The 24,477-nt window shown below is 38.9% G+C and carries 24 protein-coding genes and 1 pseudogene; 17 read left to right on the top strand and 8 right to left on the bottom strand.

Translation table 11 applies throughout. The annotated features are described in order from the left end of the window. Positions 1 to 169 precede the first annotated feature (169 nt). Positions 170 to 1,993, top strand: a complete 1,824-nt coding sequence (gene glmS, locus BM241_RS03300) for a glutamine--fructose-6-phosphate transaminase (isomerizing) (RefSeq protein WP_092282054.1) — start codon at positions 170 to 172, stop codon at positions 1,991 to 1,993. A 286-nt stretch (positions 1,994 to 2,279) separates the two neighbouring features. Here glmS and BM241_RS12185 read toward each other — a convergent pair whose 3' ends face one another. Then, positions 2,280 to 2,540: a hypothetical protein gene (locus tag BM241_RS12185; RefSeq protein WP_143094043.1), complete on the bottom strand. Its 261-nt coding sequence runs from the start codon at positions 2,538 to 2,540 to the stop codon at positions 2,280 to 2,282. A 111-nt stretch (positions 2,541 to 2,651) separates the two neighbouring features. On the opposite strand from BM241_RS12185, the pseudogene BM241_RS12740 reads away from it, so the two are divergent. From BM241_RS12740 to arsM (BM241_RS03275), 4 genes and pseudogenes are all read left to right on the top strand, one after another. Beyond that, positions 2,652 to 3,044 (top strand): annotated as a pseudogene (locus BM241_RS12740) (arsenic resistance protein); the annotation flags it as partial. A gap of 40 nt (positions 3,045 to 3,084) precedes the next feature. Then, positions 3,085 to 3,486, top strand: a complete 402-nt coding sequence (locus BM241_RS03285; RefSeq protein WP_092282033.1) for an arsenate reductase ArsC — start codon at positions 3,085 to 3,087, stop codon at positions 3,484 to 3,486. A 160-nt stretch (positions 3,487 to 3,646) separates the two neighbouring features. After that, positions 3,647 to 4,111: a MarR family winged helix-turn-helix transcriptional regulator gene (locus BM241_RS03280; RefSeq protein ID WP_025748361.1), complete on the top strand. Its 465-nt coding sequence runs from the start codon at positions 3,647 to 3,649 to the stop codon at positions 4,109 to 4,111. Further along, complete coding sequence (gene arsM / locus BM241_RS03275) at positions 4,101 to 4,922, top strand: arsenite methyltransferase (protein WP_092282032.1); 822 nt, start codon at positions 4,101 to 4,103, stop codon at positions 4,920 to 4,922. The genes BM241_RS03280 and arsM (BM241_RS03275) overlap by 11 nt, the downstream gene beginning before the upstream one ends. Positions 4,923 to 5,136: 214 nt before the next feature. Here the strand turns inward: arsM (BM241_RS03275) and BM241_RS03270 are convergent, their stop codons facing one another. From BM241_RS03270 to BM241_RS03260, 3 genes are read right to left on the bottom strand one after another with little or no spacing between them, the layout of a single operon-like run. Next, a complete protein-coding gene (locus BM241_RS03270) occupies positions 5,137 to 5,631 on the bottom strand; it encodes a Csac_0668 family 2Fe-2S cluster-binding (seleno)protein (protein ID WP_242948237.1) in 495 nt (164 codons plus the stop codon). Positions 5,632 to 5,664: 33 nt separating this feature from the next. Next, on the bottom strand, positions 5,665 to 7,842 hold the full coding sequence (locus BM241_RS03265; RefSeq protein WP_092282031.1) for a heavy metal translocating P-type ATPase: 2,178 nt from the start codon (positions 7,840 to 7,842) through the stop codon (positions 5,665 to 5,667). A gap of 16 nt (positions 7,843 to 7,858) precedes the next feature. Beyond that, positions 7,859 to 8,227 carry an ArsR/SmtB family transcription factor gene (locus BM241_RS03260; RefSeq protein WP_025748357.1) on the bottom strand — a complete coding sequence of 123 codons (369 nt, stop codon included), beginning with the start codon at positions 8,225 to 8,227 and terminating at the stop codon, positions 7,859 to 7,861. 539 nt (positions 8,228 to 8,766) lie between these two features. Here BM241_RS03260 and BM241_RS12355 point away from each other — a divergent pair. The 5 genes from BM241_RS12355 (at position 8,767) to BM241_RS13095 (ending at position 12,942) form a co-directional block, all read left to right on the top strand. Next, a complete protein-coding gene (locus BM241_RS12355) occupies positions 8,767 to 8,943 on the top strand; it encodes a hypothetical protein (RefSeq protein ID WP_156925129.1) in 177 nt (58 codons plus the stop codon). 33 nt (positions 8,944 to 8,976) lie between these two features. Continuing rightward, complete coding sequence (locus BM241_RS03255; RefSeq protein WP_092282030.1) at positions 8,977 to 9,612, top strand: TetR/AcrR family transcriptional regulator; 636 nt, start codon at positions 8,977 to 8,979, stop codon at positions 9,610 to 9,612. An 84-nt stretch (positions 9,613 to 9,696) separates the two neighbouring features. Further along, positions 9,697 to 10,395 (top strand): ABC transporter ATP-binding protein, encoded by a 699-nt coding sequence (locus BM241_RS03250; protein ID WP_092282029.1) that lies wholly within the window; start codon positions 9,697 to 9,699, stop codon positions 10,393 to 10,395. Further along, positions 10,395 to 12,626 (top strand): ABC transporter permease, encoded by a 2,232-nt coding sequence (locus BM241_RS03245; protein WP_092282028.1) that lies wholly within the window; start codon positions 10,395 to 10,397, stop codon positions 12,624 to 12,626. Before BM241_RS03250 ends, BM241_RS03245 begins: the two co-directional genes overlap by 1 nt. A gap of 46 nt (positions 12,627 to 12,672) precedes the next feature. Continuing rightward, positions 12,673 to 12,942: a DUF1871 family protein gene (locus tag BM241_RS13095; protein ID WP_177206077.1), complete on the top strand. Its 270-nt coding sequence runs from the start codon at positions 12,673 to 12,675 to the stop codon at positions 12,940 to 12,942. A 126-nt stretch (positions 12,943 to 13,068) separates the two neighbouring features. Here BM241_RS13095 and BM241_RS03235 read toward each other — a convergent pair whose 3' ends face one another. After that, a complete protein-coding gene (locus tag BM241_RS03235) occupies positions 13,069 to 13,602 on the bottom strand; it encodes a cupin domain-containing protein (RefSeq protein ID WP_092282026.1) in 534 nt (177 codons plus the stop codon). Between the two features lie 391 nt (positions 13,603 to 13,993). Here BM241_RS03235 and BM241_RS03230 point away from each other — a divergent pair, with 391 nt between their 5' ends. The 5 genes from BM241_RS03230 (at position 13,994) to BM241_RS03210 (ending at position 18,166) form a co-directional block, all read left to right on the top strand. Beyond that, entirely contained in the window at positions 13,994 to 14,395 is a 402-nt protein-coding gene (locus BM241_RS03230) for an arsenate reductase ArsC (protein WP_092282025.1), read from the top strand. Between the two features lie 143 nt (positions 14,396 to 14,538). Continuing rightward, positions 14,539 to 14,997, top strand: a complete 459-nt coding sequence (locus tag BM241_RS03225; protein ID WP_092282024.1) for a MarR family winged helix-turn-helix transcriptional regulator — start codon at positions 14,539 to 14,541, stop codon at positions 14,995 to 14,997. After that, positions 14,994 to 15,815 (top strand): arsenite methyltransferase, encoded by an 822-nt coding sequence (gene arsM, locus BM241_RS03220; protein ID WP_092282023.1) that lies wholly within the window; start codon positions 14,994 to 14,996, stop codon positions 15,813 to 15,815. Before BM241_RS03225 ends, arsM (BM241_RS03220) begins: the two co-directional genes overlap by 4 nt. A gap of 592 nt (positions 15,816 to 16,407) precedes the next feature. Continuing rightward, a complete protein-coding gene (locus tag BM241_RS03215) occupies positions 16,408 to 16,809 on the top strand; it encodes a pyridoxamine 5'-phosphate oxidase family protein (RefSeq protein WP_025748349.1) in 402 nt (133 codons plus the stop codon). Positions 16,810 to 17,875: 1,066 nt separating this feature from the next. Further along, positions 17,876 to 18,166: a hypothetical protein gene (locus tag BM241_RS03210; protein WP_143094042.1), complete on the top strand. Its 291-nt coding sequence runs from the start codon at positions 17,876 to 17,878 to the stop codon at positions 18,164 to 18,166. Positions 18,167 to 18,493: 327 nt separating this feature from the next. Here BM241_RS03210 and BM241_RS03205 read toward each other — a convergent pair whose 3' ends face one another. Next, on the bottom strand, positions 18,494 to 19,135 hold the full coding sequence (locus BM241_RS03205) for a hypothetical protein (protein ID WP_207648960.1): 642 nt from the start codon (positions 19,133 to 19,135) through the stop codon (positions 18,494 to 18,496). 560 nt (positions 19,136 to 19,695) lie between these two features. Between BM241_RS03205 and BM241_RS03200 the strand changes: the two genes are divergently transcribed. Continuing rightward, positions 19,696 to 20,175, top strand: a complete 480-nt coding sequence (locus tag BM241_RS03200) for a DUF2383 domain-containing protein (protein ID WP_025748345.1) — start codon at positions 19,696 to 19,698, stop codon at positions 20,173 to 20,175. A gap of 121 nt (positions 20,176 to 20,296) precedes the next feature. On the opposite strand, the gene BM241_RS03195 is transcribed toward BM241_RS03200, so the two are convergent. Continuing rightward, a complete protein-coding gene (locus BM241_RS03195) occupies positions 20,297 to 21,094 on the bottom strand; it encodes a polysaccharide deacetylase family protein (RefSeq protein ID WP_025748344.1) in 798 nt (265 codons plus the stop codon). 25 nt (positions 21,095 to 21,119) lie between these two features. Further along, positions 21,120 to 23,000, bottom strand: coding sequence for a sialate O-acetylesterase (locus BM241_RS03190; RefSeq protein ID WP_025748343.1), 1,881 nt, complete (start codon positions 22,998 to 23,000; stop codon positions 21,120 to 21,122). Positions 23,001 to 23,461: 461 nt separating this feature from the next. On the opposite strand from BM241_RS03190, the gene BM241_RS03185 reads away from it, so the two are divergent. Further along, complete coding sequence (locus BM241_RS03185; protein ID WP_025748342.1) at positions 23,462 to 24,469, top strand: LacI family DNA-binding transcriptional regulator; 1,008 nt, start codon at positions 23,462 to 23,464, stop codon at positions 24,467 to 24,469. Positions 24,470 to 24,477: the final 8 nt, after the last annotated feature.

Here is a 24,477-nt window from a genome sequence, read left to right as displayed (position 1 = left end):
GACATTAAAAATTAAATTCGGAAATTGTATTAGGCCGTATCCTATGATAACATATACATTGTATGATTTAAATACGCAGGCTGAATGAAAGTGGATTTTTGCTGTTAAGCAAGGGTTTTCATCGTGCGATATAATAACCTTTAACTGGTAGTGATGGGAGGAATACATGGTGTGTGGTATTGTTGGATATATAGGAGATAAGCAGGCTTTGCCCATTCTAATTGAAGGCTTGAAGAGGCTTGAATACAGAGGTTATGACTCGGCTGGAGTGGCGGTCCATAACGGCCATTGTATAAATATCAGCAAGACAAAGGGAAGGCTGACGGTACTGGAGCAAAGGATAGACCCCAACCAGCTTCAGGGGACGCTGGGAATAGGCCATACCAGATGGGCTACCCATGGCGAACCTTCCGATATCAACTCACATCCCCATACCAATCAGTCCGGGGAGATCGCAATAGTCCACAACGGCATCATAGAGAATTACATGAAGCTTAAAGATTGGCTTCAGAAGGAAGGATATGTCTTTGTATCGGAAACCGATACTGAAGTGGTTGCACATCTCATCAATTATTATTACCGTGGAGACCTTGTAGAGGCGGTTAGAAATACGCTGGACAAGATAGAGGGCTCTTATGCACTGGGCGTTATTGCTAAGGATCATCCCGATTGTATGGTGGTTGCGCGCAAGGACAGCCCGCTGGTGATAGGCCTGGGGGATGGTGAAAACTATATAGCTTCGGATATACCAGCTATATTGAAGTATACCAGAAGGGTGTACCTGCTGGAATACAGGGAGATAGCTTTAATCCGCAGGGATGCAGTAGAAATCATAGATCAGTATGGCAAAAAGGTACAAAAGGAAGTGTTTGAAGTCACGTGGGATGTGGAGTCGGCTGAAAAAGGCGGATACCAGCATTTTATGATAAAGGAGATACATGAGGAACCAAAGGCATTAAGGGATACAATGGCTTCTCGTATTGTGGATGGGAAGGTTAACTTAAGCGACTTGAACGTCACGAGGGAGCAGCTTGAAAAGGCCGGTAAGATTATAATCATCGCCTGTGGAACGGCATATCACGCGGGTGTTGTGGGCAAGTATGTAATTGAGAAGTTGGCAAGGATACCGGTGGACGTCGAAATCGCTTCGGAGTTCAGATACAAGGACCCATTGATAAATGAGGACAACATAGTGATCATCATAAGCCAGTCGGGTGAGACGGCCGATACTCTGGCTGCCATGAGGATGTGCAAAAAGGTGGGTGCCAAGGTTATAGCTATCACCAACGTGGTGGGAAGCACGGTGTCCAGGGAGGCTGACCATGTGGTGTACACATGGGCGGGGCCCGAGATTGCCGTGGCTTCCACAAAGGCATATACCACTCAGCTTTTATGCATGTATATGATGGCGCTGGATTTTGCCGATAAGATGGGGAGAATATCAGCAGATGAATACCAGCGGATAATTGAGGAGATCAGGAAATTGCCGGAGCTGGCTCAGGAGATACTCGATGATAAAGAGATTATTCAGAGATGCGCGGATGAGACATTCAACGCCAGCAGCATATTCTATATGGGCAGGGGACTGGACTATGCTGTGGCTATGGAAGGTTCCCTCAAGCTGAAGGAAATCTCGTATATCCATTCAGAAGCTTATGCTGCAGGGGAATTGAAGCACGGTACTATAGCGTTAATAGAAGAGGGTACACCTGTGGTTGCCCTGGCCACCCAAAAGGGATTGTTTGAAAAGACATTGAGCAATATAAAGGAAGTGAAGGCAAGGGGTGCGTTTGTCATAGCCGTGGCCATGGAAGGTGATACCGAGATAGAAAAGGAAGCAGATAGGGTAATATATATACCCAGGGTATATGATATTCTGGCGCCTGTTTTGGTGGTCATACCCCTTCAACTGTATGCGTACTATGTGGCTGTGGCCAAAGGCTGTGACGTGGATAAGCCCAGGAACCTTGCCAAGAGCGTCACGGTTGAGTAGATGCGAAAAAAGTGATTCCGATTGGTGTATATTATCAAAAAACCTTTTCCGCATGCGAAAAAAGGGATTCCGATAGAGAAAGGAGAAGGGAAAAGGATTAAGGCTCAAGTTCAAAAATAGAGAAGGGATAAGTGGGTAAGAATTGAGAAAAATGCTGAATTTAAGCCCCTTATCCCTTTTTTCTTGAGTCTTGGTACTAGGTTTTTGGCAAAACTTTATTGACACAAAATTGAATTGCATTTGGAAGATTCTAGTGAATTACTTGTTAGATTCCAGAAAAACTTTATTACCTCCCAAAAAATCCCATGTAGAATTCATGCGGGTTTGAGGAGAGGGAAATGGAAAGGGTTTTTTTTAAATTAACAATGTTGTATATTTCATTTAAACCTTTTCCCCATGCGAAAAAAGTGATTCCGATAGAGAAGGGATAAGGGAAAAGGATTAAGGAATAAGGGAGCAAAAAATAGAAGGGATAAGTGGTGAGGCTTCTAAAAATACGAGAAATAAGCCGCTTATCCCTTTTTTCCTTGAACCTTGATGCCGCCATTTTGGAAAGACTTTTTTCACACAGATTAGAGTTTTATTTGGGAAAATATAGTGAAATTATTGCAGAAATACGGAAAAACATTATTACCTCCCAGAGAATTAATGTATTAATTTTGAAAACCAGTTTTTGAAAAAGTTTGACAATACTACTATGGTAGGATTACTTCTTACTTTGATTATTATTTTCTCTTTCCAAGGAGAAATAATTATAAATAACCCAGTACACATATTGCTTATAGCAGTACCATTGACCATACAGACTTTTCTCATATTCGGTATTGCATATGGATGGGCAAAGGCATGGAAATTGCCCCATAGCATTGCAGCACCAGCAGCTATGATTGGTGCAAGTAACTTTTTTGAGCTAGCCGTTGCGGTTGCAATTTCACTTTTTGGCTTGCAATCAGGTGCGGCACTGGCTACAATAGTAGGTGTATTAACGGAAGTCCCCATTATGCTAACCCTTGTTAAGATAGCCAACAGCACGAGGCATTGGTTTAAATGAATTTTTAAATAAATTAATGAAGGGAGTAGGGGTATAGCAGATGAAAAAGAAGGTGGCGTTCGTATGTACCCATAATTCCTGCCGTTCTCAAATGGCAGAAGGCTGGGCAAAGAAATTGGGAAGTGATGTATTGGAAGCATATTCTGCAGGAACAGAAAAGTACCCTGAAGTGAAACCGTTGGCGGTGCAGGTAATGGAAGAGGCAGGAGTAGATATGAGCAGCCATTATCCAAAGCTATTAAGTGATATTCCAGCAGAGGTAGATATATTAATAACTATGGGTTGTAATGTAGAATGCCCTTATGTACCATGCAAGCACAGGGAGGATTGGGGGATTGCTGACCCGTCAGGTGGATCGATAGAAGACTATAGAAGAACAAGGGATATTATTAAAGAGAAAGTAGAGGATTTGATACAGAGGATAAAAAATAACCAGATTTGACAGAATAAACAGAAAGGGTGCAGTGAACAGAAAGGGTGCAGTGAAGAGGAAACTTCATGCACCCTTTTCTTTTTTAACTAGAGAAAACGTAGAATAATTTCTTAGACTTTTACTTGACAAATGCAACAGTTTCATATTACAATTAATTTGAGGTGATTACATGGAAAACCGGGCAAGTGATTATTTGCATGAATTAATTCGAGTATTGGTAAGAAACTTAGGTATATTGGAAAAGAATGATGCAAACTGCTGCGGGGTTACGATTTCTCAATGCCATGCCATTGTAGAGATTGGGAGATCAGGAGAAGTTTCATTAAGTGAACTTGCTGAATTACTTGCATTAGATAAAAGTACGATGAGCAGGACAATAAATAATCTTGTTGAGGACGGGTTAGTAATTAGAGAATTACATCCAGAAGATAGAAGATATGTAAAAATAAAACTGACTGATAAAGGAATGAAAGTATTTAAGAATATTGAAGAAAGTATGGATCGATATTATAAAGCGATTTTTAATTCTGTCCCAGAAGAAAAAAGGGAGCAAGTTCTTGATAGTTTAAAGTTGCTAATTGAAGCTGTAAATAAAAATAAATGTTGTAGGGAGGAGTTTCAAAATGAAAAATAATATTAGAGAACAAGTTAAGGCGTATTATGGAGACATAGCGAAGAAGATAAGTGCTGGCTTAAAAAGTTCATGCGGATGTGACACTTCATGCTGCGGTGATGTAGCATGTTGTAGTTCATATCTCTATACAGATGATTTCGTAGATGGATTGCCAGAGGAAGTTGTTAATGCATCATTGGGATGTGCAAACCCTGTTGCGCTTGCGAATCTACGTGAGGGTGAAGTTGTTTTGGACTTGGGAAGTGGTGGCGGAATAGACGTATTTATTTCATCTAAATATGTTGGCGATAGGGGAAAAGTATACGGTCTTGACATGACCGACGAAATGCTGCAATTAGCAAATAAGAATAAAGAAAAAATGGGAGTTAAAAACGTAGAATTCATAAAAGGATATATCGAAGATATTCCTCTGGATGATGAAACGGTAGACGTTGTTATATCTAATTGCGTTATAAATCTCTGTGAGAATAAGGAAGATGCACTAAGAGAAGCATACCGAGTGTTAAAGAAGGGTGGAAGACTGGCGATCGCTGATATTGTCCTTCTTAAAGATTTACCAGAGCATATAAAACAGAGCGTAGAAATGTGGGTTGGCTGTATTGCAGGAGCATTACCAGTTAAAGAGTATGAAGAAATACTCAAAAAAGTTGGGTTTAAAGATATTGAAATAACACCAGTAAATATATATACCAAAGAAGTTATAGAAGGCATTGCAAAACAGAATAATTTAGGCGATGTATATAGCAAAATAGACATAGATTTTATTGATGGAGCCTTTGCAGGTGCCTATGTAAAAGCATACAAACTTTAAATGAAAGCTATGGATGTATTTTCCATTTATTTCTCTCACCCATGCGAAAAAGTGATCCTATTTGGGAGGGAAAAGGGATAAGTAGGAGTTATAAGAAAAATACGAGATTTACACCACTTATCCCTTTTTTCCTTGAACCTGATCCTGCACCTTTGGAAACTGTTTTTGGTTAACGTTTTTCAGTGAAAAAAGTCTTTCCATATTAAACGTTTCTTCAACTTCCAGATTTAATTTTGAAGGCTTTTTCTATTGCATTTTGAATTATCTGATGGCAGCATTTGCCTAAAGGGTTTTTCTCTCGGCATTGAGGGTTTTTCATTGCTCCAGTAATTTCTAAGGCCTCTGCCATGCTTTTTGCACCTTTTTCGATTACGGCTTTGATGACCTGCTCTTCTGTTACCTGACTGCAGTAGCAGGCGTATTTAGGATTGGCATCCTTTTTAAACCATATGGGGACTTTGACCTGCTGTTTATTAAATATGGTGCTGGAATCGGAACTGTAATATACGACATCACAGTCCTCGTTCATGCATAAGTAATAATCCGAACTGCCAACTTCTTCAGTCAGTTCTTCTACTACAATGTGTTTGACCGTATAATTTTTTACAAGATTTCCTTCTTTACCGCATGCGGGACAATTGCCTTTTTTATAGCTCTTATTTTCAATTTGGTTTTCACTACAGCAGCAATGATTCATATTGTTTTCCATTAGTTATCATCCTCCTATACACGTAAGAATATATCAAACTCTATTTACCTTCATAACCCGCATTGCGTTTACTATTGCTATAAGTGCAACACCTACATCGGCAAATACCGCTTCCCACATGGTCGCTATACCACCAGCACCTAACGCCAGTACGATAATCTTTACACCCACTGAAAGTATAATATTCTGCCATACAATACGGCGTGTCCTTTTGGCAATCTTTATAGCACTTACAAGTTTTGAAGGTTCGTCGGTCATTATTACAACGTCGGCAGCCTCAATTGCTGCGTCAGAGCCTAAACCGCCCATTGCTACGCCAACATCCGCACGGGCTAACACGGGAGCGTCATTGATACCGTCTCCAACGAATACAAGCTTTCCTTTAGGTGACTTTTGCTTATCTAGCATTTCAAGTTTTTCCACCTTTTGGTCTGGGAGAAGTTCGGCATGGACTTCATCAAGTCCTAACTGCTTGCCAATCTTTTCTGCTACTGCTTTACTGTCACCCGTAAGCATTACAAGCTTTCTTATACCGATACTTTTTAAGGCTTTCAAGGCGTTGGCAGAGTCCTCTTTTACTTCATCGGATATTACTATAAATCCAGCATATACGCCGTCTATCGCTACGTGTACGATTGTGCCTACAGCGTCAGTATTGTCATAAGCGATATTTTCCTTTTCCATAAGTTTTGCATTTCCTGCAAGGACTGTCCTTCCTCTTACCTTTACCTTTATTCCGTGGCCTGAAATTTCCTCATAATTTTCAACCTCGTTTTTAGCTACTTCCTTACCATAAGCATTCAAGATCGAAAGGGCGATTGGGTGGTTTGAATAGCTCTCGGCAAAAGCGGCGTATTCCAATAGTTCATCCTTTGAAACATTGCCTTGCGGGCTTATCTGTGTTACCTTAAACACACCTTTGGTCAAAGTACCAGTTTTATCAAATACAACCGTATCTACATCATTTAACGCTTCAAGATAATTACTGCCCTTTACAAGTACACCGTTTTTAGATGCTCCGCCAATACCGCCAAAGAAGCCCAACGGGATTGAAACGACCAACGCACAAGGGCAGGAGATTACTAAAAATACCATTGCCCTGTAAAACCAATCTGTAAAGGTAGCCCCTGGTACAGTAAGAGGAGGGACGATAGCGATAAGTGCTGCTGCTATTGTTACAACAGGAGTATAACGCCTTGCAAATTTAGTAATGAAGTTTTCGGTCGGGGCTTTCCTGCTGCTTGCGTTCTGTACCAAATCAAGTATTTTGGAAACGGTAGACTCACCAAACTCTTTGGAAACTTCAATCGTTAAAAGACCGTTTATGTTGATAAAGCCAGCTAAAACGTCATTTCCGACCTCGACCTCTCTTGGTACAGACTCGCCAGTTAATGCGGAGGTATCTACCATTGACTTTCCATCAATGATTTTACCGTCCAGAGGTATTTTTTCACCAGGTTTAACCACGATAATATCGCCAACTTTAACATCTTTGGGCGATACTTTCTTAATTTCGTCCCCCACCTTTAGGTTAGCAAAATCGGGACGAATATCCAAAAGCGCTACAATAGACTTTCTAGAACGATTTACAGCTATATTCTGTAAGAACTCACCCACCTGGTAGAACAGCATAACAGCTACACCTTCGGGGAATTCCTGAATGATAAATGCACCTATCGTAGCAATGGTCATTAAGAAATTTTCGTCGAACACCTGACCTCTTGTAATGTTCTTAACAGCTTTTAGCACTACTTCGCCACCTGATAGGATATAGCTGATTAAAAAGAGCGAAAATTCTATCCAGTAAGGAAACTCAAACAGAAGGGCGACGGCAAAGAATGCGCTCGATATTCCCAATCGTATGGCCTTCTTTCTGTTTTTTGCTTCAAGGTCTGAAGCTGTATTACTGCTATCATCCTCACAAGCACACTTTACGTCCTGTTCCTCGCTGTCTACAACCTCAACCTCTGGCTCAATTTCTTTGACAAGCCTTTTTATCTGGCTTATAATGCTGTCTAACTCATCCTTGTTTTCAACTTCCAATCGCAGTTTTTTAGATATAAAATCAAGGCTTGCCGACTTTACCCCTGCAATTTTTCTCGTTTCAGCTTCAATCTTTCCTGCGCAGTTTACGCAGTCTAACCCCATTAGTATAAGTGTTTTTTCGGTTGAGCGTGTAATATTTCTTTCCTTTGTTGTTTTTTTACTCATTTTAGAGCCCTTCCTTTCAATACTTTTCGTTTATATGGATTAACCCCTGGTCGAATATATGCTTAACGTGTTCATCGTCCAGCGAGTAATATACGATTTTACCTTCTTTCCTATATTTTACCAATCTTGCCTGCCTTAATATCCGTAATTGATGGGATATTGCCGATTGTGTCATATTTAACAGTACAGCAATGTCACAGACACACATTTCCGACTCTGCCAATGCCCAAAGTATCTTTATCCTTGTAGTATCACCAAATACTTTAAAAAGCTCGGCAAGGTCGTAAAGATTTTCTTCAGACGGCATTTTTTCCCTTACGGCATTTACAACATCCTCATGGATAACGTTGCAATCGCATCTATCCAGTTCGTCTCTTTCCTTCATTTTTTCACCTCCTTTCATATGCGTTGTCTGAACAATTGAATAAACATTCATATATCGTATTTTAATTATATGATGCAAATTTAAATATGTCAATACAAATATGAATAATCGTTCAAGTGTTAATATAGGCATATGATAATGAGCTATGGTTTATGGAATGAGCATGATAACATGGTGCAACGTTAAAATAAACAAGGGGTGAAAATCCAAAAGATCCGATAGCTTCCTATCAGGTCTTCTTTCGTTTGATATAATGCATTTAAAGGATTAAGGTATAAGAAAGGTTGTTTCATAAACGTTAAAGTTCTATAAAATGAGAATGAAGTTTTATAATAGTTGTTAGCATAAATGCTTTTAGAGAATGTAAAGACTGACATTAAAATAAAGATATTTTTGTAAATGTAATTTAGTGTATAATGATGACAGGAATTCAAGTTGCTTTTTTAATTATGCGTTTTTGTTAAGTTTATAATTATAGCAAGACTGATGTTCAGTGTATTTATTTGCTTTATATTTGTTCTTGTAAAGGAGGTTGCTATGTGAGGTCAAAGAGTAACAATTATATTGCGATTGGTCAGGCTATACTTGCTGCAGCATTATTTGGAATGAGTGCACCTTTTTCAAAGTTACTGCTTTCAGAAATTCCACCCCTTAGGTTCTATAATTTTTTGGGTGTTGCATTTAATTTTACAACGAACCTTCTTTACATCTCATGACCAATAAGTCATAATAATCTTGAGGTGATATCGATGCCAAAGCAGACTTTTTTTAATCTTCCAGATGAAAAAAGACAGCGTATCACAGATACTCTTATAAAGCACTTTTCACAAAAACCTTATTATAATGTCGATATATCCGAGGTTGCTAAAGAGAGCAATGCTGCAAAAGGGAGTATGTATCAGTACTTTGAGAACAAAAAGGAAATGTACTTTTATGCTCTGGAGGTTGCCTATGATAGGTTTTTGAAACTGCTTGAAAAGCTAGATATAGTGCACACCAACATATTAGACTATTATGAAAACTCATTAAAAGGTGTATGGCTTGCAATAAAGGAATTGAGGAACGAGTTCATGCTTCTTGAAAGGGCATTTTTTTCACATGACTCACCTTTTAAGGATGAAATAAACGAAAAGTTCTTAAAACAGTCAAGGGATTTTCTGCTCGAAATGATTAAATACAATCAAGAAAAAGGTTATATAAGGGATGACGTACCACCGCTACTAATAGGAATATTTCTGGAAGGCGCAAGTTTTTATATGAAGAAGTTTATAATCGAACAGGCTCTGAGCCAATCATCAACTACCCTCGACCTTGATATAAGCTATTTTAGGGATGCCCTTTCTCAGTTTGTAAAACTTTTAAAAGAAGGAATTGGCAAAAGATGAGCATTAAGTATGACTTGACAGTCATATGACTGATTAGTCATAATAATATTATAATAGAATTAAAATTAAGGGAGATGAAAATCCATGTTTATAAAAGCCGAAAAGGTTTCAAAAATCTATAGATTGGGCAAGAATGAAACCAGGGCATTAAACGAAGTCAGTTTTGAGCTCGAAAGGGGGAAAATCTATACTGTGATCGGTCCCTCAGGCTCGGGCAAAACAACGCTTTTTAACATTCTTGGAGGGCTTGATAGGGCAGAAGAGGGTAAAATTTTTGTGGATAACAAAGAGATAACAGCAATGGACCAAAAAAGGCTTGCTGACTATCGGCGGGATTATGTTGGATTTGTATTTCAGTTTTATAACCTCATAAATGGCCTTACGGTATATGAGAATGTGCTGGCAAGTGCGGCTTTGAGCAAAAATCCTTTGGATGTTGACACGGTGTTGAAGATGATGGACGTATACTCTGAAAAAGACAAATTTCCATTTGAATTGTCTGGCGGCCAGCAGCAAAGAGTAGCAATTGCAAGGGCTGTTGTCAAAAATCCTGCGCTAATTCTGTGCGATGAACCAACAGGCGCACTCGACTATGAAAGCAGCAAACTTGTATTAAAGCTTTTGGAAGATGTCAACAGGCAATTTGGCACAACTATTTTAATCATCACCCACAACCTTGCCATTTCAAGAATGGCTGATGCGACACTGAGATTGAGGTCGGGCAGGCTTGTTGAATTTTCTGAAAATTCTCAGAAAATCTCTGCCCAGGAGGTGACCTGGTGATGGTAATTAAAAAAATTCCTTTAAGGACTATAAAAAGAGATTTTTTGCAATTTTTTTCTATTATAATGCTTGTGGCAATTGCATCAATGACGTATACCCTGTTTGCTGTGTCAATGGATGATATAAGCAAGAATTACGAAATGTTTAAACGAGACTATGTCCAGGAAGATGGGTATTTTATCACATCCCAAGAGGTAGATGAAAGACTTTTGAAAGACAAGTTTGAAATCGACCTTGAAGAAAGGCTTTTTTACGAGACTCAGCAAGATGGGATTACTTTGAGAATATTTTCAATTTCAGACAAAATAAACAAGCCCTATATAGGAGTAGGAAAGATGCCAGAAGAGGGCGAAGTCTTGCTCGACCCGAGCTTTTTCAAAGCTCATCAGTATCAAACAAATGACGAGATAACCATTTCGGGTCAAAAGTTCAAAGTGAGCGGAATTGGGTACCTTCCTGACTATATTTACATTATCAAAAACGACCAAGACTTGCTTCCAGACCCCGAGCACTTCGGCGTGGTTATGATGCTAAAAAGCGATGTTCAAAAGCTGTTTCCTGCTCCTCATGTGCATTATTATAGCTATAAAGGGGAAGTTGATAATATTGAGGATTTCAAGGGTTTTATAAACTCTAACTGGGGACTTTTAAAATTTGTTGAAAGGGATCAAAATCCAAGGATAATCTACACAGAGATGAAGGTTGAAAACGCAAAGAAAATTATTCTGCCTATCAGCCTTTTTATAATTATTGTATCATCGTTTATACTTTTTATTGTCATGCGAAGGGTAATAAACACCATGCACGCAGAGATCGGCACACTCTATTCAATGGGATATACGCAAAAAGATGTTTTTAAAGTTTTCATGAGATTTCCGCTCTATATTTGGTTTTTTGGTTCGGTTATTGGTATTTTGCTTGGATATTTTGGGGCGTACCCCTTTGCAGAGTTTTACAGGTCATACTTTACTCTGCCAAAGCTGACAAGTTTCTTTCCATGGCAGCATGTATTTGTTGCATTACTGCTTCCAGCAATATTCATATTTCTTTCAGGATACTTTGCTCTTAGAAACTTTCTCAAGCTGACAATTGTTCAGGTGCTTCATGGAATTGATGAAATAAAGTTTGGCAAGCTTCCCACAATGAAGTTTTTCGATAGGTTTGAATTTAAAACAAGGATAATGCTAAAGTATGGATGGAGACATTTTGCAAGAGAATTGATTTTAATAGTGGGTATAATTTTTGCAACAATACTTATGATGTATGGAATGACAGCAAAAGACTCTATTATCGTAGCAATTGAAAAAGCTTATAATGAGAATTTCAGATATAACTACCTTTATATGCTGAATTCTGCGTCCAAACATCCTGAAATTAATCTGCAAGACTCTGCAGAGCCTTACAATCTTTTGGCTTTTGATGTTGAGGGCACAAAAGCAAGCATTATGATTTACGGCATTAAAAGCAATTCCGATATGATAAAGCTGTATGATGAAAAAGGAAAGGAAATTTCTATTTCAGACCAGCTTATCATATCAAAACCTTTTGCAAACAAGCTTGGGGTAAATGAGGGAGATGAGATTAAAATAAAGAACAAGTTTACAGGCCAGGAATATACTTTAAAAGTATACAAAGTGGCTGATCTTCCTGTTGGCAATAATGGATATATGGAGCTTGAAAGTTTTAACAGGCTTTTTGGGTATGACAGCGGTGAATACGTTGGAATATTTTCGAAAGAAAAAATGAACATACCAGAAAATTTGATTTTCGAAAGATATACAAAATCCGAGCTTCTCACTACAATAAAGGCGTCAGCTGAAGACCTGTCGAAAACTATAGGGGTCATGGCGCTTATCGCGGCAATTCTTGCTCTTTTGATTGTGTATGTTCTGTCTACTTTAACTATCAATGAGAACAAAAAGAACATAGGGATTTTGAAAATGTTGGGATATAAGGAGAACAGCATCTTTAAGATGGTCCTTGGTTTTAATTATATCTCATTTTTGGTTGGATTTATAACAGGAATTCCTCTTTCAAAATTAACGATGGATAGCTTCATGAATGCGGTGACAAAGGACATTGATTTTGCCATGAGTCTTGATTTGAGCATAAATAGCGTCCTATCAACATTTATAATACTCCTTGTTGTATTTCTGCTTTCAAGATTTTTAGTAAGGGCAAAAATAGCAAAAGTCATGCCTGTTGAAATATTAAGACAACAAGTGGATTAAAGATAGAGGACTGTTGCAAAAGATGTAAGCACAGTCCTTTTTTATTTTGAAATCAAAAATCATAAAGACAAAAATCACAAATATAATAAACGAATGGGATCCATATTATCTATTTCCTGATGCACCCCCATATGAATATGAACCCGAAATCAGTCGAATACTTAGTGTACTTCCCAAGGTTAGCAATTATTATGAGTTGGGGCTGGTTATTAAAAAAATTTTTGAGGAAAGTTTTGCGGCTGAATTTTTTAAAGAGGAATGCATTGAAATAGCTCCTAAGATAATGTTGGGAATATACCGTGATGGCAATTTATAGACAAATAGAAAGAGAAGAGATAAGCTTGGCACGATTAGTATCAAATAATAGATATTCAAACATAAAAATTACCACAGGGAAATTTCCCTGCAGTAATTTAGCATAAAAATCTGACCTGATATTTGGTTACTTATGATGCTGTTGAGCATCCTTTTTTGTTTTATGAACTGTACCACGAGGATGTTCAGGGGGTGCATATATAGAGTATAACTTTAGTGGTACGCGGCCCGTATTTATTACATTATGCCATTTGCCTGCAGGTATGAAGATTGCATAATCTTCGTATACCCTTTGCCTGTAGCTCAGGTTGTCTTTGTCGTCTCCCATCATAACAAGCCCTTGCCCCTGTTCGATGCGTATGAATTGATCGACGTCGGGATGCATTTCCAGACCTATATCTTCTCCCACATTGATGGTCATCAACGTGAGCTGCAGATATTTCCCCGTCCATAAGGCAGTACGGAAATTATCATTTTGTAGTGTGGCCTGTTTTATATTGACTACAAAAGGCTCAGGTCCATAATCCTTCAATGGAATGGCCTTTCTCCAGTAGTCTGGATTGTACATTGGCATGTGAGCCCAGTAAGGATAATCGTATGGGGTGTATATTGGCTTGTTGGGATAGTAGGGGCTCCAATAGTAGTTGCGGTTGTTGTACATGTTGTTTTCCCTCCTTTCGTATATTTCACTATATATAATATGATCTATATTCTCCGGAAGTGTTTTAGAGGGATTATATTACTCTTCACACTTATGTGAATACATGTTGAGTTTCTCCTGTATCCCTTAGATAGAAGTGCAGAGAGAAGTTTATAAGTGCCTACATATTGTTAATAAAGAATTATAAGGTTAGAGCAAGAATAGATTATGATCTGTGTTTTATTGTTTACCAAATATTTTAAAATGTTATAATAGACGTATAAATACGTTCCAGAAAGTCCCATGTAAAATTCATGCGGGTTTGAGAGGGGGGAACTAACCCTCGTTAAGATAGCTAATAGTATGAAACATTGGTTTAAATGAATTAATGAAAGGGGCGAGTGTACAGCACATGAAAAAGAAGGTGGCATTTGTATGTGTCCATAATTCCTGCCGTTCTCAGATGGCAGAAGGCTGGGCCAAGAAACTGGGAAGTGATGTACTGGAAGCATATTCTGCGGGGACAGAGAGGTATCCTGAAGTGAACCCATTGGCGGTGCAGGTAATGGAAGAAGCAGGAGTAGATATGAGCACCCATTATCCAAAGCTATTAAGCGATATTCCAGCAGAAGTGGATATATTAATAACTATGGGTTGTAATGTAGACTGCCCTTATGTACCGTGCAAGCATAGGGAGGATTGGGGGATTGCTGATCCGTCAGGTGGTTCGATAGAAGACTATAGAAAAACAAGGGATATTATTAAAGAGAAAGTAAAGGATTTAATAAAGAGGATAAAAAATAACCAGCTTTGATAAATATAAACAAAAAGGGTGCAGTGGAGAGAAAAACTTCATGCACCTTTTTCTTCTTTAACTAGAAAAATGTAAAATAATTTCTTAGACTTTTACTTGACAAATGCAACAGTTTCATAATACAATTAATTTGAGGTGATTACATGGAAAACCAGGCAAGTAAATATTTACGTGAATTAATTCGAGTATTGGTAAGAAACTTAGGTATATTGGAAAAGAGTAACGCAAGTTGCTGCGGGGTCACTATTTCCCAATGTCATGCGATTGTAGAGATCGGGAGGTCAGGGGAAGTTTCATTAAATGAGCTTGCTGAATTACTTGCATTGGATAAAAGTACGATGAGCAGGACAATAAATAATCTTGTTGAGGATGGGTTAGTAATTAGAGAATTAGATCCAGAAGATAGAAGATACGCAAAAATAAAACTGACTGATAAAGGAATAAAAATATTTAAGAACATTGAAGAAAGTATGGATCGATATTATAAAGCGATTTTTAATTCTGTCCCAGAAGAAAAAAGGGAGCAAGTTCTTGATAGTTTGAAGTTGCTAATTGAAGCTGTAAATAAAAATAAACGTTGTAGGGAGGATTGCCAAAAATGAAAAATAATATTAGAGAAGAAGTTAGGGCATATTATGGAGAAATAGCAAAGAAAATGAGTGCTGACTCAAAAAGTTCATGTGGATGTGATACTTCCTGTTGTGGTGATGTAGCATGTTGTAGTTCATATTTCTATACAAATGATTTCATAGATGGATTGCCAGAGGAAGTCGTTAATGCATCATTGGGATGTGCAAACCCTGTTGCGCTTGCGAATCTACGTGAGGGTGAAGTTGTGTTGGACTTGGGAAGTGGTGGTGGAATAGACGTATTTATTTCGTCTAAATATGTCGGTGATAGCGGAAAAGTATACGGTCTTGACATGACCGATGAAATGCTGCAATTAGCAAATAAGAATAAAGAAAAAATGGGAATTAAAAACGTAGAATTCATAAAAGGATATATCGAAGATATTCCTCTGGATGATGAAACGGTAGACGTTATTATATCTAATTGCGTTATAAATCTCTGTGAGAATAAGGAAGATGCACTAAGAGAAGCATACAGAGTGTTAAAGAAGGGTGGAAGGCTGGCAATCGCTGATATTGTCGTTCTTAAAGATTTACCAGAGCATATAAAACAAAGCGTAGAAATGTGGGTTGGCTGTATTGCAGGAGCGTTACCAGTTAAAGAGTATGAAGAAATACTCAAAAAAGTTGGGTTCAAAGATATTGAAATTACACCAGTAAATATATATACCAAAGAAATTATAGAAGGCATTGCAGAACAGAATAATTTAGGCGATGTCTATAGCAAAATAGACTTAGATTTTATTGATGGAGCCTTTGCAGGTGCCTACGTAAAAGCATACAAACTTTAAATGAAAGCGATGGTGTATATTATCAAAAAACCTTTTTCCGCATGCGAAAAAAGAGATTTGAGTTTAAGCTCCTTATCTCTTTTTTCTTGAGTCGAAAAATCCCATGTAGAATTCGTGCAGGTTTGAGGAGAGGGAAAGGGAAAGGTTTTTTTAAATTAACATCTGATGGCTAAGCTATTATAGGGCCCTTATAAAGTGGTAAAGGTGCAAAGGAGATAATGATCTGCTATAATCGTTATTAAATTAACAAAATTTGTTAAAACAGTAAAATACTATAACTTGTTCTATAGTACGCATATTGACAATTTACAAACATCATAGTACACTATGAATTTGACATGATAAGGCATTGATGTTAGGGGAATGTGAAAGAAAGGGTCTGTTTTTAGATGTATGAAAGAAGTTAAAGGCATAATCAAATGGTAAAAGCAATATGATGAATTTTAATAAAAGCTGTTCTAATCGCAAATATTTGTGAAAGAATAAACAACTTAAATGCAAGATATTGATGTTGATTTAATTTGATTTGATCAACTATTTAACAAAATGATAAATGGAAGCTTTCATTAAATGGAGAGGGAGGAAAAGGAGTATGGACGGACTTCAAGAAGTCTATCAGTTTTTAAAGAAATGTGGGACTTATTATCTGGCCACAGTAGAAGGAGACCAACCTAGGGTAAGGCCTTTCGGTACAGTGGACATTTTTGAAGGTAAGCTTTATATCCAGACTGGTAAAGCCAAAGCGGTATCTAAACAACTTCAGGCAAATCCCAAAGCAGAGATATGCGCTTATGCTGATGGAAAGTGGCTAAGAGTAACAGGTAAGCTCATCAGGGATGATAGGGTTGAGGCCAAAAAGCATCTGCTTGACAATTACCCTGAGCTTCAATCGATGTATTCGCCATATGATGATAACACAGAAGTCTTGTACTTTGAGGATGCTACGGCTACTTTTTATTCTTTTACCGAGGAGCCGAGAGTAATTAAATTTTAAAGATTTTTGAAATACGTAATAGCCAAAGCGTTAAAATAAAAAGGCTCTGTTAAATATTTTTGTGTAAACTGATTTTCCTCCTATGTTAGTAACCAAATATATTTCAACACCCAAAAACTTACTTTGTCAAATTTTTTAATTAAATTCCAACGGAGGTAAAATATTACATGGTGATCTTATCCTTGTACATTACCCTTAACCCCTTAACGAATACCAAAGGTCCTGCGGGTTGGTTGTCAAGGGCGTGCATAGCACGGGCTTTAGCCTTTACACTTGACTGCCAGGACAAAGGGCTTTATCATTTCCATTGGCGTTAAGGAGACTATTATATACGTCCTTCAAAGTTAAGTCCATATAATTGGTTAAAAAGGGGTTGAGCCATCCCCACTCCTTCTAGTTAGTTTCCATATGAAAAAGTCGTACTTCAAGATGTTACACTTGATTCATTGTAGTGAAGCGGAACAATAGTGTGGTTACACAGGTTATATTGTTGCCAATATTACGATTTATACATCCCTTTTGCCTCTTATATATCATAATTGAGCCAGTGTCCATAGATTATGAGCCGTAATACCCGTGGCAATCCAAATATCGAATCTTAACATTTTTTAACCTCCTGTCAGGATTTTTCCAACGGGAAGTCGAATATATTATTATTTCCGTTGGACGTCAACCCTGGTTTTATTGTTTTTTATAATTGGACATCCAATAGGGAATTTTTTTGGTTTAATAAATTTTAATAAAATAAAAAATTTTGACTTTTTAATAAGAACTAGCTAGAAGGAATTTACATAATAAATTTGACTTAAACTTCCTCTATGTTAAAATGATACCAGTAAAAATTTCGTAAAACTGTAAAAATAGTGCGTTTTAATATCTGCTATCTTATAGCGTAATGGAGGGATAAGGGATTAAAAAATATTCTACACATTTTGAGGTAGTGCAAGGGCGCGTAACAAAGCGCGGGACTATTATTCCCGCTAATTATGATTTTTGGGAACCATTGATATCTTATTTTATAAAAAAATGTACTCATTTTAGAATTGACTGCTGGAATGACGAAGAAGTGGCAATAAATAGCGCAAAGGTTTTTGGCGAGACGCTTGAGACCGATATAACTAACATGAAGGTTTTTGTTGGAGAAATTACCGAGGAATTCATATTTGAATTGATGTACAACCCTTTTGATGAGGAAGACAAGATAAAGTGGTTTAGCATCTTTCTGATGGATGGAGACAAATTTGTTTTTTCATCGGAGCATTATGGTAGCGAATTTGCTGCTGAGGGCTTAACTGAAGACGAAATAGAGTATATCCGTATTGAGGTAGAACCCAGCTTTGATGGGATTTTTGTATAAACAGTTTGAATCAGCTTATATTGTTTCGTGTATGCTGCAAAAATTGTTTGCATGGATAATAATGAGTGATTTTGAAAAAACTTTTTCGCAGGTTAGCGCTTTGTTTTAAACTATAGTAAAATAGTTGAGGGATTATGGGAAGTGCTCATCATTAACTTCTCGGAAAATTCCTGTATATAGTTCATGAGCGTTTTGGTGGATATAAGTATAACTGCTTATTTTATCATCTTTGCGGAACTGCGGGACAGCTTCCGGCCAATGGGTGGTATATAGGTCTTTTACCTTGGATACGTTCAAAAGGTTCACGAATATGTGCTAAAGTTCTCGTTACCAGTCTTCTGCAAGAAATATGACCTCGTTTCTCTGCTGGCTAACAGCGGCCAGACTTAATTGGCCGTGGTTCCAATCATCGGGTTTGTAAGACTTGCTGTAAATGACAAAGATTATGAAATCTTCCGGCAAATCAAAATAGCCCAGGCTTGTGAATGTACCTGAGAATATGCCGTTTGATTGAGCTTGGCTGTCTTTCGGTTTACCTATACACTTTGCCATTTTCGATAATCTGTAAATATAATTCTCTATGGAATTTGGATCGGCTTGGAATCTTAAACCCCACAATGTACCGCCTTGTAAAAATCCGGGATAGTATTGAAATACGATATTTTTCGCATCACCGGGGATTTTTTCGGTGAAGTGTTGAATTAAGGGATTATCTGGATAGCCTGTCACCTTTAATACTCTTTGGTACTTATCTGTATCGTTAATTGTAGTGGTCGCCACATCAACAGCTATATATATAAACGCCAATAACGATGTAAAGCCCAAAACGACGATCAATACGGCTGTTATGGCAGATGAAATGCCCATTTTTAACTTTTCGTTTACGGTAAAAAAGGTGACCAGTCCAAAGGCTATAAAGGGTACGGCGAATATTAAGCCTTCGAGATAGTACGGTTCCACTGTTTCCATGATTACAAGGGCATATACCCCGTAAATAGAACGAAGGAGATTATCGTTATTATGGCCGGGAAAGGCGCCTTTTTGAATATCGATAGCAATGGCGCTTTAATGCTTTTTATGGATGCCACCCTCCCAGGTATTAAATTGCTAACGGGTTTTTAGTAGATCCCTACCGCTTTTTCTGAATTAGCCATAACCTGTACTATTAATTACTATACTGGTATACATTGTATTTTACGTTGCTCTTATCGAAAATTATATGAAAATTCCATATTGCAATACGCCGGCAAGTGCCCAAGGACCATCGGTATTTTCTTTAACCGGTAAATTTTTTATCGCCTCTAAAACGGCATCACTCATATTTACTTCAGGCGTTTGATAGCTGGTTTAAGGGTTATGTATTGAATTATGCAGGCCAATTCGGTTACCCCTTTTATAGGCTTTGCTTATGTTGGAAAGAAAAGAAGGGCGGGGTTAAGCCGTGTGTTCGAAGCTAAATTTTCGCATTAAATTTTTTCTTTAAGTAAAAAATAATGGTTAGAATAAGGTTATGACAAGGAGGATAAAGGATGCACAACGGTGAGGCCATAAAATCCCTAAACCAGCTATTACAGGGAGAATATATGGCAGTTGAGAGCTTTAACAACTTTTTATCCAGGTTGGATGAAGAGAATGTCAGGCAGGTTTTCAAAGAAGTACAGAAACAGCACAGGGAAAACATAAGTAGATTGGCAAGTTATATTCAGGATATCGGGGGAAAGCCGGAGGAGAATCTGGGGCTGAAGAGAAAGGTGGGGGAAATAAAAATCAATATGGATTTGGGGTCTCACCCGGATACGGCCAAGATCATAGAAAAGGCCATTGAAGGGGAAACTCAAGGGGTCAACATGGCCGAGAAAGTCCTAAGGGGCGACCTAGACGACAGGTCGAGGGACGTTGTAGGCGAAATACTGAACAACGACAGAAAATCGATCGAGAAGCTAAAAAGCCTGCTAAAGTCAATAACAGATAATCGCGACATTTCATACTCGATATTAATTGTACAATAATGGTATCACCACAGTCTATCTATACTGGCTCTTATCCTGGATAACTGCCCATAATAAAATGAAGGGCATATAAAGCCCTTCACCAACGGCTTTTATGATATTTTCGAACTGTACGGCCGCTTTACAGCCTTACGGTTTGACCGCTTTTTATCTCAACGGGCTGATTGTCTACTTTCAACCAAACGGATATGGCCGAGGGGTTATATATTACATCCCCTTTTGCCGAGAATTCAAGGGCTCTTAGCGCTTTTATGTATCTTACTATCTCGATATTGGTAGCGTACCAGATATCCTCCCTGCCTGACATAAGCTTACAAAAATCTTCTATAAGCTGCCAGTTATTCTGCCTTTCAAATTCGAAGCTGTGTCCCCATACATACATAAGCTTTAGCTTTCCTTCATATTTATACTCCAGAAACCTTCGTCCCATCTCCATTAAATTATCGTTATGGTGGCAAGTTGGCGACCAGGTTAAAAAGTTATCGGGTATACGAAAATCTTTATGGGATGTAACGGTCCTTGCGTATTCAATGCCCAGGCCGGGCAGCATGTCTACAATCTTTTGGTTGTAGACCCCAAAGGGATAGGACATTCCTTTTACGGGGTATCCAACTAAGGACTCCAGGGCCTTTCTGTCCTCCATTATTTCTTCCACTACTGCTTCAACGGGTATACAATCTAAAAATGGATGGGTTCTTGTGTGAACTGATACCTCGTGGCCATGGTATAGCTGCGCTACCTCATCTGGCGAAACAAAAGGCTCCTTCCCCAGATTCCCAGAGTTTAAATGGAAAGTCCCCTTTATTCCGTACCTGTTAAAAATTTCAACCAACCTTCTGTCAAATATCTGTCCATCATCGTAGCTCATGGTCAAGGCTTTTGTTTTTCCGTGAGGGAACAGATCGAATTTGATGTTCATCGTTATCACCTCGTTAAACAGCATTTTATTCTTCAGTTGTAAAGGGCGAAGCGGGCAAGCCTTCCCTGTTGTAAAGGTTAGCTCCCTCCGGGTTATCGGCCCATGCATACCGTACTGCAACGGGATTTGGAATATCATCGTGCCAAACTACTACGCGATCATCTTCTATGATGGCCTTTGCCCATACGAACTTTTTATCTCGGCCGGCTATTGCAAAGTGCTTTAGCTGACCACCGCCTTTTACCATCAATCCGCTGCCTATATTGGAAAACTCGATTATAGCTTTGTTACCTTCTACCCTCATGGATTTATAAAGTGGGCCTGAGGCCACCAGGTCTTTTTCGCCGTATGCCAGCTTTCGGGCAAGTAGGGCAAGCCTTTCTCCCACATCTTTTTTGTTTAACGGATGCAGGTCATTCCATTCTCCAAGGTCAATGGCCACGGCCATACCCGTATTGGGAAGGCACAGCGCCCTTCGCTGTTCTTCTCTCAGCTGGGCCCATTGGCTTTCGGAAGGCTGATCTTTTGCCTCCATGAAGTTTGCCAGCTGCACATAGAGGAAGGGAAAATCGCCCTGCCCCCATTTCTTCCTCCAGTCCGCTATCATGGCAGAAAACTTCTTGCTGTATCCTTTTGGATTATCGGTGTTGGATTCGCCCTGGTACCATATAACACCTTTGATGCCGTAGTTTAAAAGCGGCGCGATCATGCCATTAAACAAACCTGTTGGCTTATACTGAAAGAAGGTTACAGGCGGCAACGGTTCGTTCACTGCCGCTCCCACCCTGCACTGCCATTCTCCTTCCAGGTTAATTTCCTGACCATCGCTGAAAAGCCTGTATATCTTGCCCTTAACAAATTCGCCGTTACCGTCGTTGCTTATAACCCTTAAGGCAATTACATTTTTACCTGCTTTGAGAAGGCCTGCGGGAACCTCGTATTTCCGCGGAGGATAACGATATGAGGTAGAACCTACTAAAACGCCGTTAATGTACGTCCAATCGCTGTCCACTATCGTACCCATATAAAGCTTTGCCGGTTTGCCAGCCATAAAAGCAGGCACATCGATTTCCTTTCTGAACCATACCGCTCCCTTTACAGAATCCAGTCCCATTTCTTTCCATGAAGCCGGTAGTTTCACCGTTTGCCAGTTCGAGGCATCATATCCCGGGTCGAACCACGGCAGTTGGCCTTTTTGGATACCTCTATCGTTTTTGTTTACGTTTTCAAACCAGGCACTTACTTTGGCTTCCTCCATTTTCTTTATGCTGTCTATATAACCGTCAACCCTTAGCTGTTCAACCACTTCCATATTCCCGGGAAACTGTCTTACAGCTTCCTCGCTCATCCACGCTTCTATTGGCGTTCCGCCAACGCAGGCTTTTATCAAACCTATAGGAACGCCGTACTTTGCAAACAACGCTTTTGCAAAGAAATACCCCACTGCCGAAAATCTCAGGACGGTATCTGCATTTAACGGCTCCCAGCTGCCATCATCCAGATCTTCTCTGGGGCCCTTAAAATCGTATCTGTCTGGAACTGTAAACTGCCTTATAAAAGGATTATCGCAATTGGCTATCTCATCCTCATAAACATCTTTTACCCTCTCCATGGGTATAACCATGTTTGACTGCCCTGAACAGATCCAAACATCCCCAATCAATACGTTTTTTATGATAATACGTTGCTGGGAGGCTGTTATTTCCATTGAATAGGGCCCACCTGCTGGTAATTTGGGCAGCAGTACCTCCCATTTTCCTTCGGCGTCAGCCGCGGTACTATACGATTTGCCCATAAAGTTCACCGTTACAGTTTCATCCGGCAAAGCCCAGCCCCAAATCTTTATCTTTTTGTCCCTCTGCAATACCATGCCGTCGCTTATCAATCGAGGCAGTCTGAGTGCCATAACTAATCCCTTCTTTGGAATTTGTTTAATAGTAAGCTAACACATTTACATACTTTACCCGGTGGATTCCAACAAACACGTCAGCCTTTACTTCGTGTAAATTTTAATTTAATAATTACTGCCTGCATTTAATACTCCTTACGATTTGCTTAAATTTTAACATGCCCGTATAAAAATAACAAGAGTTTACAATTTAACTTTGACAAAAACCAAAGTAAGACAATGCATAGTATCTGAGATACACCTATTCGAGGAACGTTCTCAAAAATATATTGACAAATACAATAATTATATGTTATTCTTTAAATAGTTAATAAAAATGATAAAACGTTTTCGAACAATTTATTTTTATGTTTATTTTATGGGATAAAACTACAGATATGTAGCAAACTGGCAGAATGCAGTGTATCAGTAAAAATTGTTGTATGGTTTTATAATGCTGGGATGGGGATGGGTTAAGTATGGTGAGTATTCGCGATATATCTATAAAATGCGGCGTGTCTGTATCCACTGTGAGCAAAGCGTTGAATGGATACAAAGACGTTAGTGAAGAAACTCGCCGTTTAGTGTTAAAAACTGCAAAGGAACTGGGATATGTTCCCAATGCCCATGCCCGTGCCCTCAAAACCAATCGTACTTTTACTCTGGGTATCTTGTTTGTGGACGACCAGAATAATGGGCTTACTCATTTGTACTTTTCTCATGTGCTCAACAGTTTTAAAAGTGAAGCGGAGGAAAATGGTTATAACATTACGTTTATCCACAAGCGATGGGGTAAGCAGATTATAACCCTGTTGCAGAACTGTAAGTTTAGAGGCATTGAGGGTGTCTGTATTGCCTGTGTGGAGCCCAATGACCCCGAAGTGCAGGAGCTTGCCAAGAGCGATGTGCCCGTTGTTAGCATAGATTATATATTTCCTGGATGCGGGTGCGTGTTGTCCGACAACAGGAATGATATGGCCGAACTAGTTCGCTACGTGTACTCTATGGGACACAGAAAGATTGCTTTTATTCATGGCACAGATTCTTATGTCACGCAGCAGCGCATAGAAGGATATGTAAGCACTTTAAGGGAACTGGGGTTGGAAGTGAGACAGGAATACATGCTGGAGAGCTTATATACAAATCCCTACACCACTAAAAAAGCTACCGAAAAACTGTTACAGCTGGAGGACAGACCTACATGTATTTTGCTTCCTGACGACGTATCGGCCTTTGGTGCTATAGAAGCCATTCAAGAGGCGGGCTTGAAAATCCCTGACGATATCTCTATAGCCGGATATGATGGCGTCATATATTCCCGCCTTATTTCTCCGAGATTGACTACCGTTCGCCAGGATACCGATAAAATAGGAAGGGAAGCAGCAAAATTGCTTATTTACAACATAGAGCATCCGCAAAATCCCAAATTGGAACCGATTATAGTCAAGGGGGAGCTACTCACCAATCAGTCTGTAGGATTGGTGTAACAAGCTTT

The organism is Caldicoprobacter faecalis (assembly GCF_900115765.1).
Taxonomy (GTDB): domain Bacteria; phylum Bacillota; class Clostridia; order Caldicoprobacterales; family Caldicoprobacteraceae; genus Caldicoprobacter; species Caldicoprobacter oshimai.
Note: the sequence above shows the minus strand (reverse complement) of the source record. Positions and strands in the feature narration are given on the sequence as shown.

Bases quoted from the DNA above. Each gene is read 5' to 3' on its own strand.
- BM241_RS12185 (WP_143094043.1), bottom strand. From the start codon at position 2,540: ATGGCGGCATCAAGGTTCAAGGAAAAAAGGGATAAGCGGCTTATTTCT.
- BM241_RS03285 (WP_092282033.1), top strand. From the start codon at position 3,085: ATGAAAAAGAAGGTGGCGTTCGTATGTACCCATAATTCCTGCCGTTCT.
- BM241_RS03280 (WP_025748361.1), top strand. From the start codon at position 3,647: ATGGAAAACCGGGCAAGTGATTATTTGCATGAATTAATTCGAGTATTG.
- arsM (WP_092282032.1), top strand. From the start codon at position 4,101: ATGAAAAATAATATTAGAGAACAAGTTAAGGCGTATTATGGAGACATA.
- BM241_RS03270 (WP_242948237.1), bottom strand. From the start codon at position 5,631: ATGGAAAACAATATGAATCATTGCTGCTGTAGTGAAAACCAAATTGAA.
- BM241_RS03265 (WP_092282031.1), bottom strand. From the start codon at position 7,842: ATGAGTAAAAAAACAACAAAGGAAAGAAATATTACACGCTCAACCGAA.
- BM241_RS03260 (WP_025748357.1), bottom strand. From the start codon at position 8,227: ATGAAGGAAAGAGACGAACTGGATAGATGCGATTGCAACGTTATCCAT.
- BM241_RS03255 (WP_092282030.1), top strand. From the start codon at position 8,977: ATGCCAAAGCAGACTTTTTTTAATCTTCCAGATGAAAAAAGACAGCGT.
- BM241_RS03250 (WP_092282029.1), top strand. From the start codon at position 9,697: ATGTTTATAAAAGCCGAAAAGGTTTCAAAAATCTATAGATTGGGCAAG.
- BM241_RS03245 (WP_092282028.1), top strand. From the start codon at position 10,395: ATGGTAATTAAAAAAATTCCTTTAAGGACTATAAAAAGAGATTTTTTG.
- BM241_RS03235 (WP_092282026.1), bottom strand. From the start codon at position 13,602: ATGTACAACAACCGCAACTACTATTGGAGCCCCTACTATCCCAACAAG.
- BM241_RS03230 (WP_092282025.1), top strand. From the start codon at position 13,994: ATGAAAAAGAAGGTGGCATTTGTATGTGTCCATAATTCCTGCCGTTCT.
- BM241_RS03225 (WP_092282024.1), top strand. From the start codon at position 14,539: ATGGAAAACCAGGCAAGTAAATATTTACGTGAATTAATTCGAGTATTG.
- arsM (WP_092282023.1), top strand. From the start codon at position 14,994: ATGAAAAATAATATTAGAGAAGAAGTTAGGGCATATTATGGAGAAATA.
- BM241_RS03215 (WP_025748349.1), top strand. From the start codon at position 16,408: ATGGACGGACTTCAAGAAGTCTATCAGTTTTTAAAGAAATGTGGGACT.
- BM241_RS03205 (WP_207648960.1), bottom strand. From the start codon at position 19,135: ATGGAAACAGTGGAACCGTACTATCTCGAAGGCTTAATATTCGCCGTA.
- BM241_RS03200 (WP_025748345.1), top strand. From the start codon at position 19,696: ATGCACAACGGTGAGGCCATAAAATCCCTAAACCAGCTATTACAGGGA.
- BM241_RS03195 (WP_025748344.1), bottom strand. From the start codon at position 21,094: ATGAACATCAAATTCGATCTGTTCCCTCACGGAAAAACAAAAGCCTTG.
- BM241_RS03190 (WP_025748343.1), bottom strand. From the start codon at position 23,000: ATGGCACTCAGACTGCCTCGATTGATAAGCGACGGCATGGTATTGCAG.
- BM241_RS03185 (WP_025748342.1), top strand. From the start codon at position 23,462: ATGGTGAGTATTCGCGATATATCTATAAAATGCGGCGTGTCTGTATCC.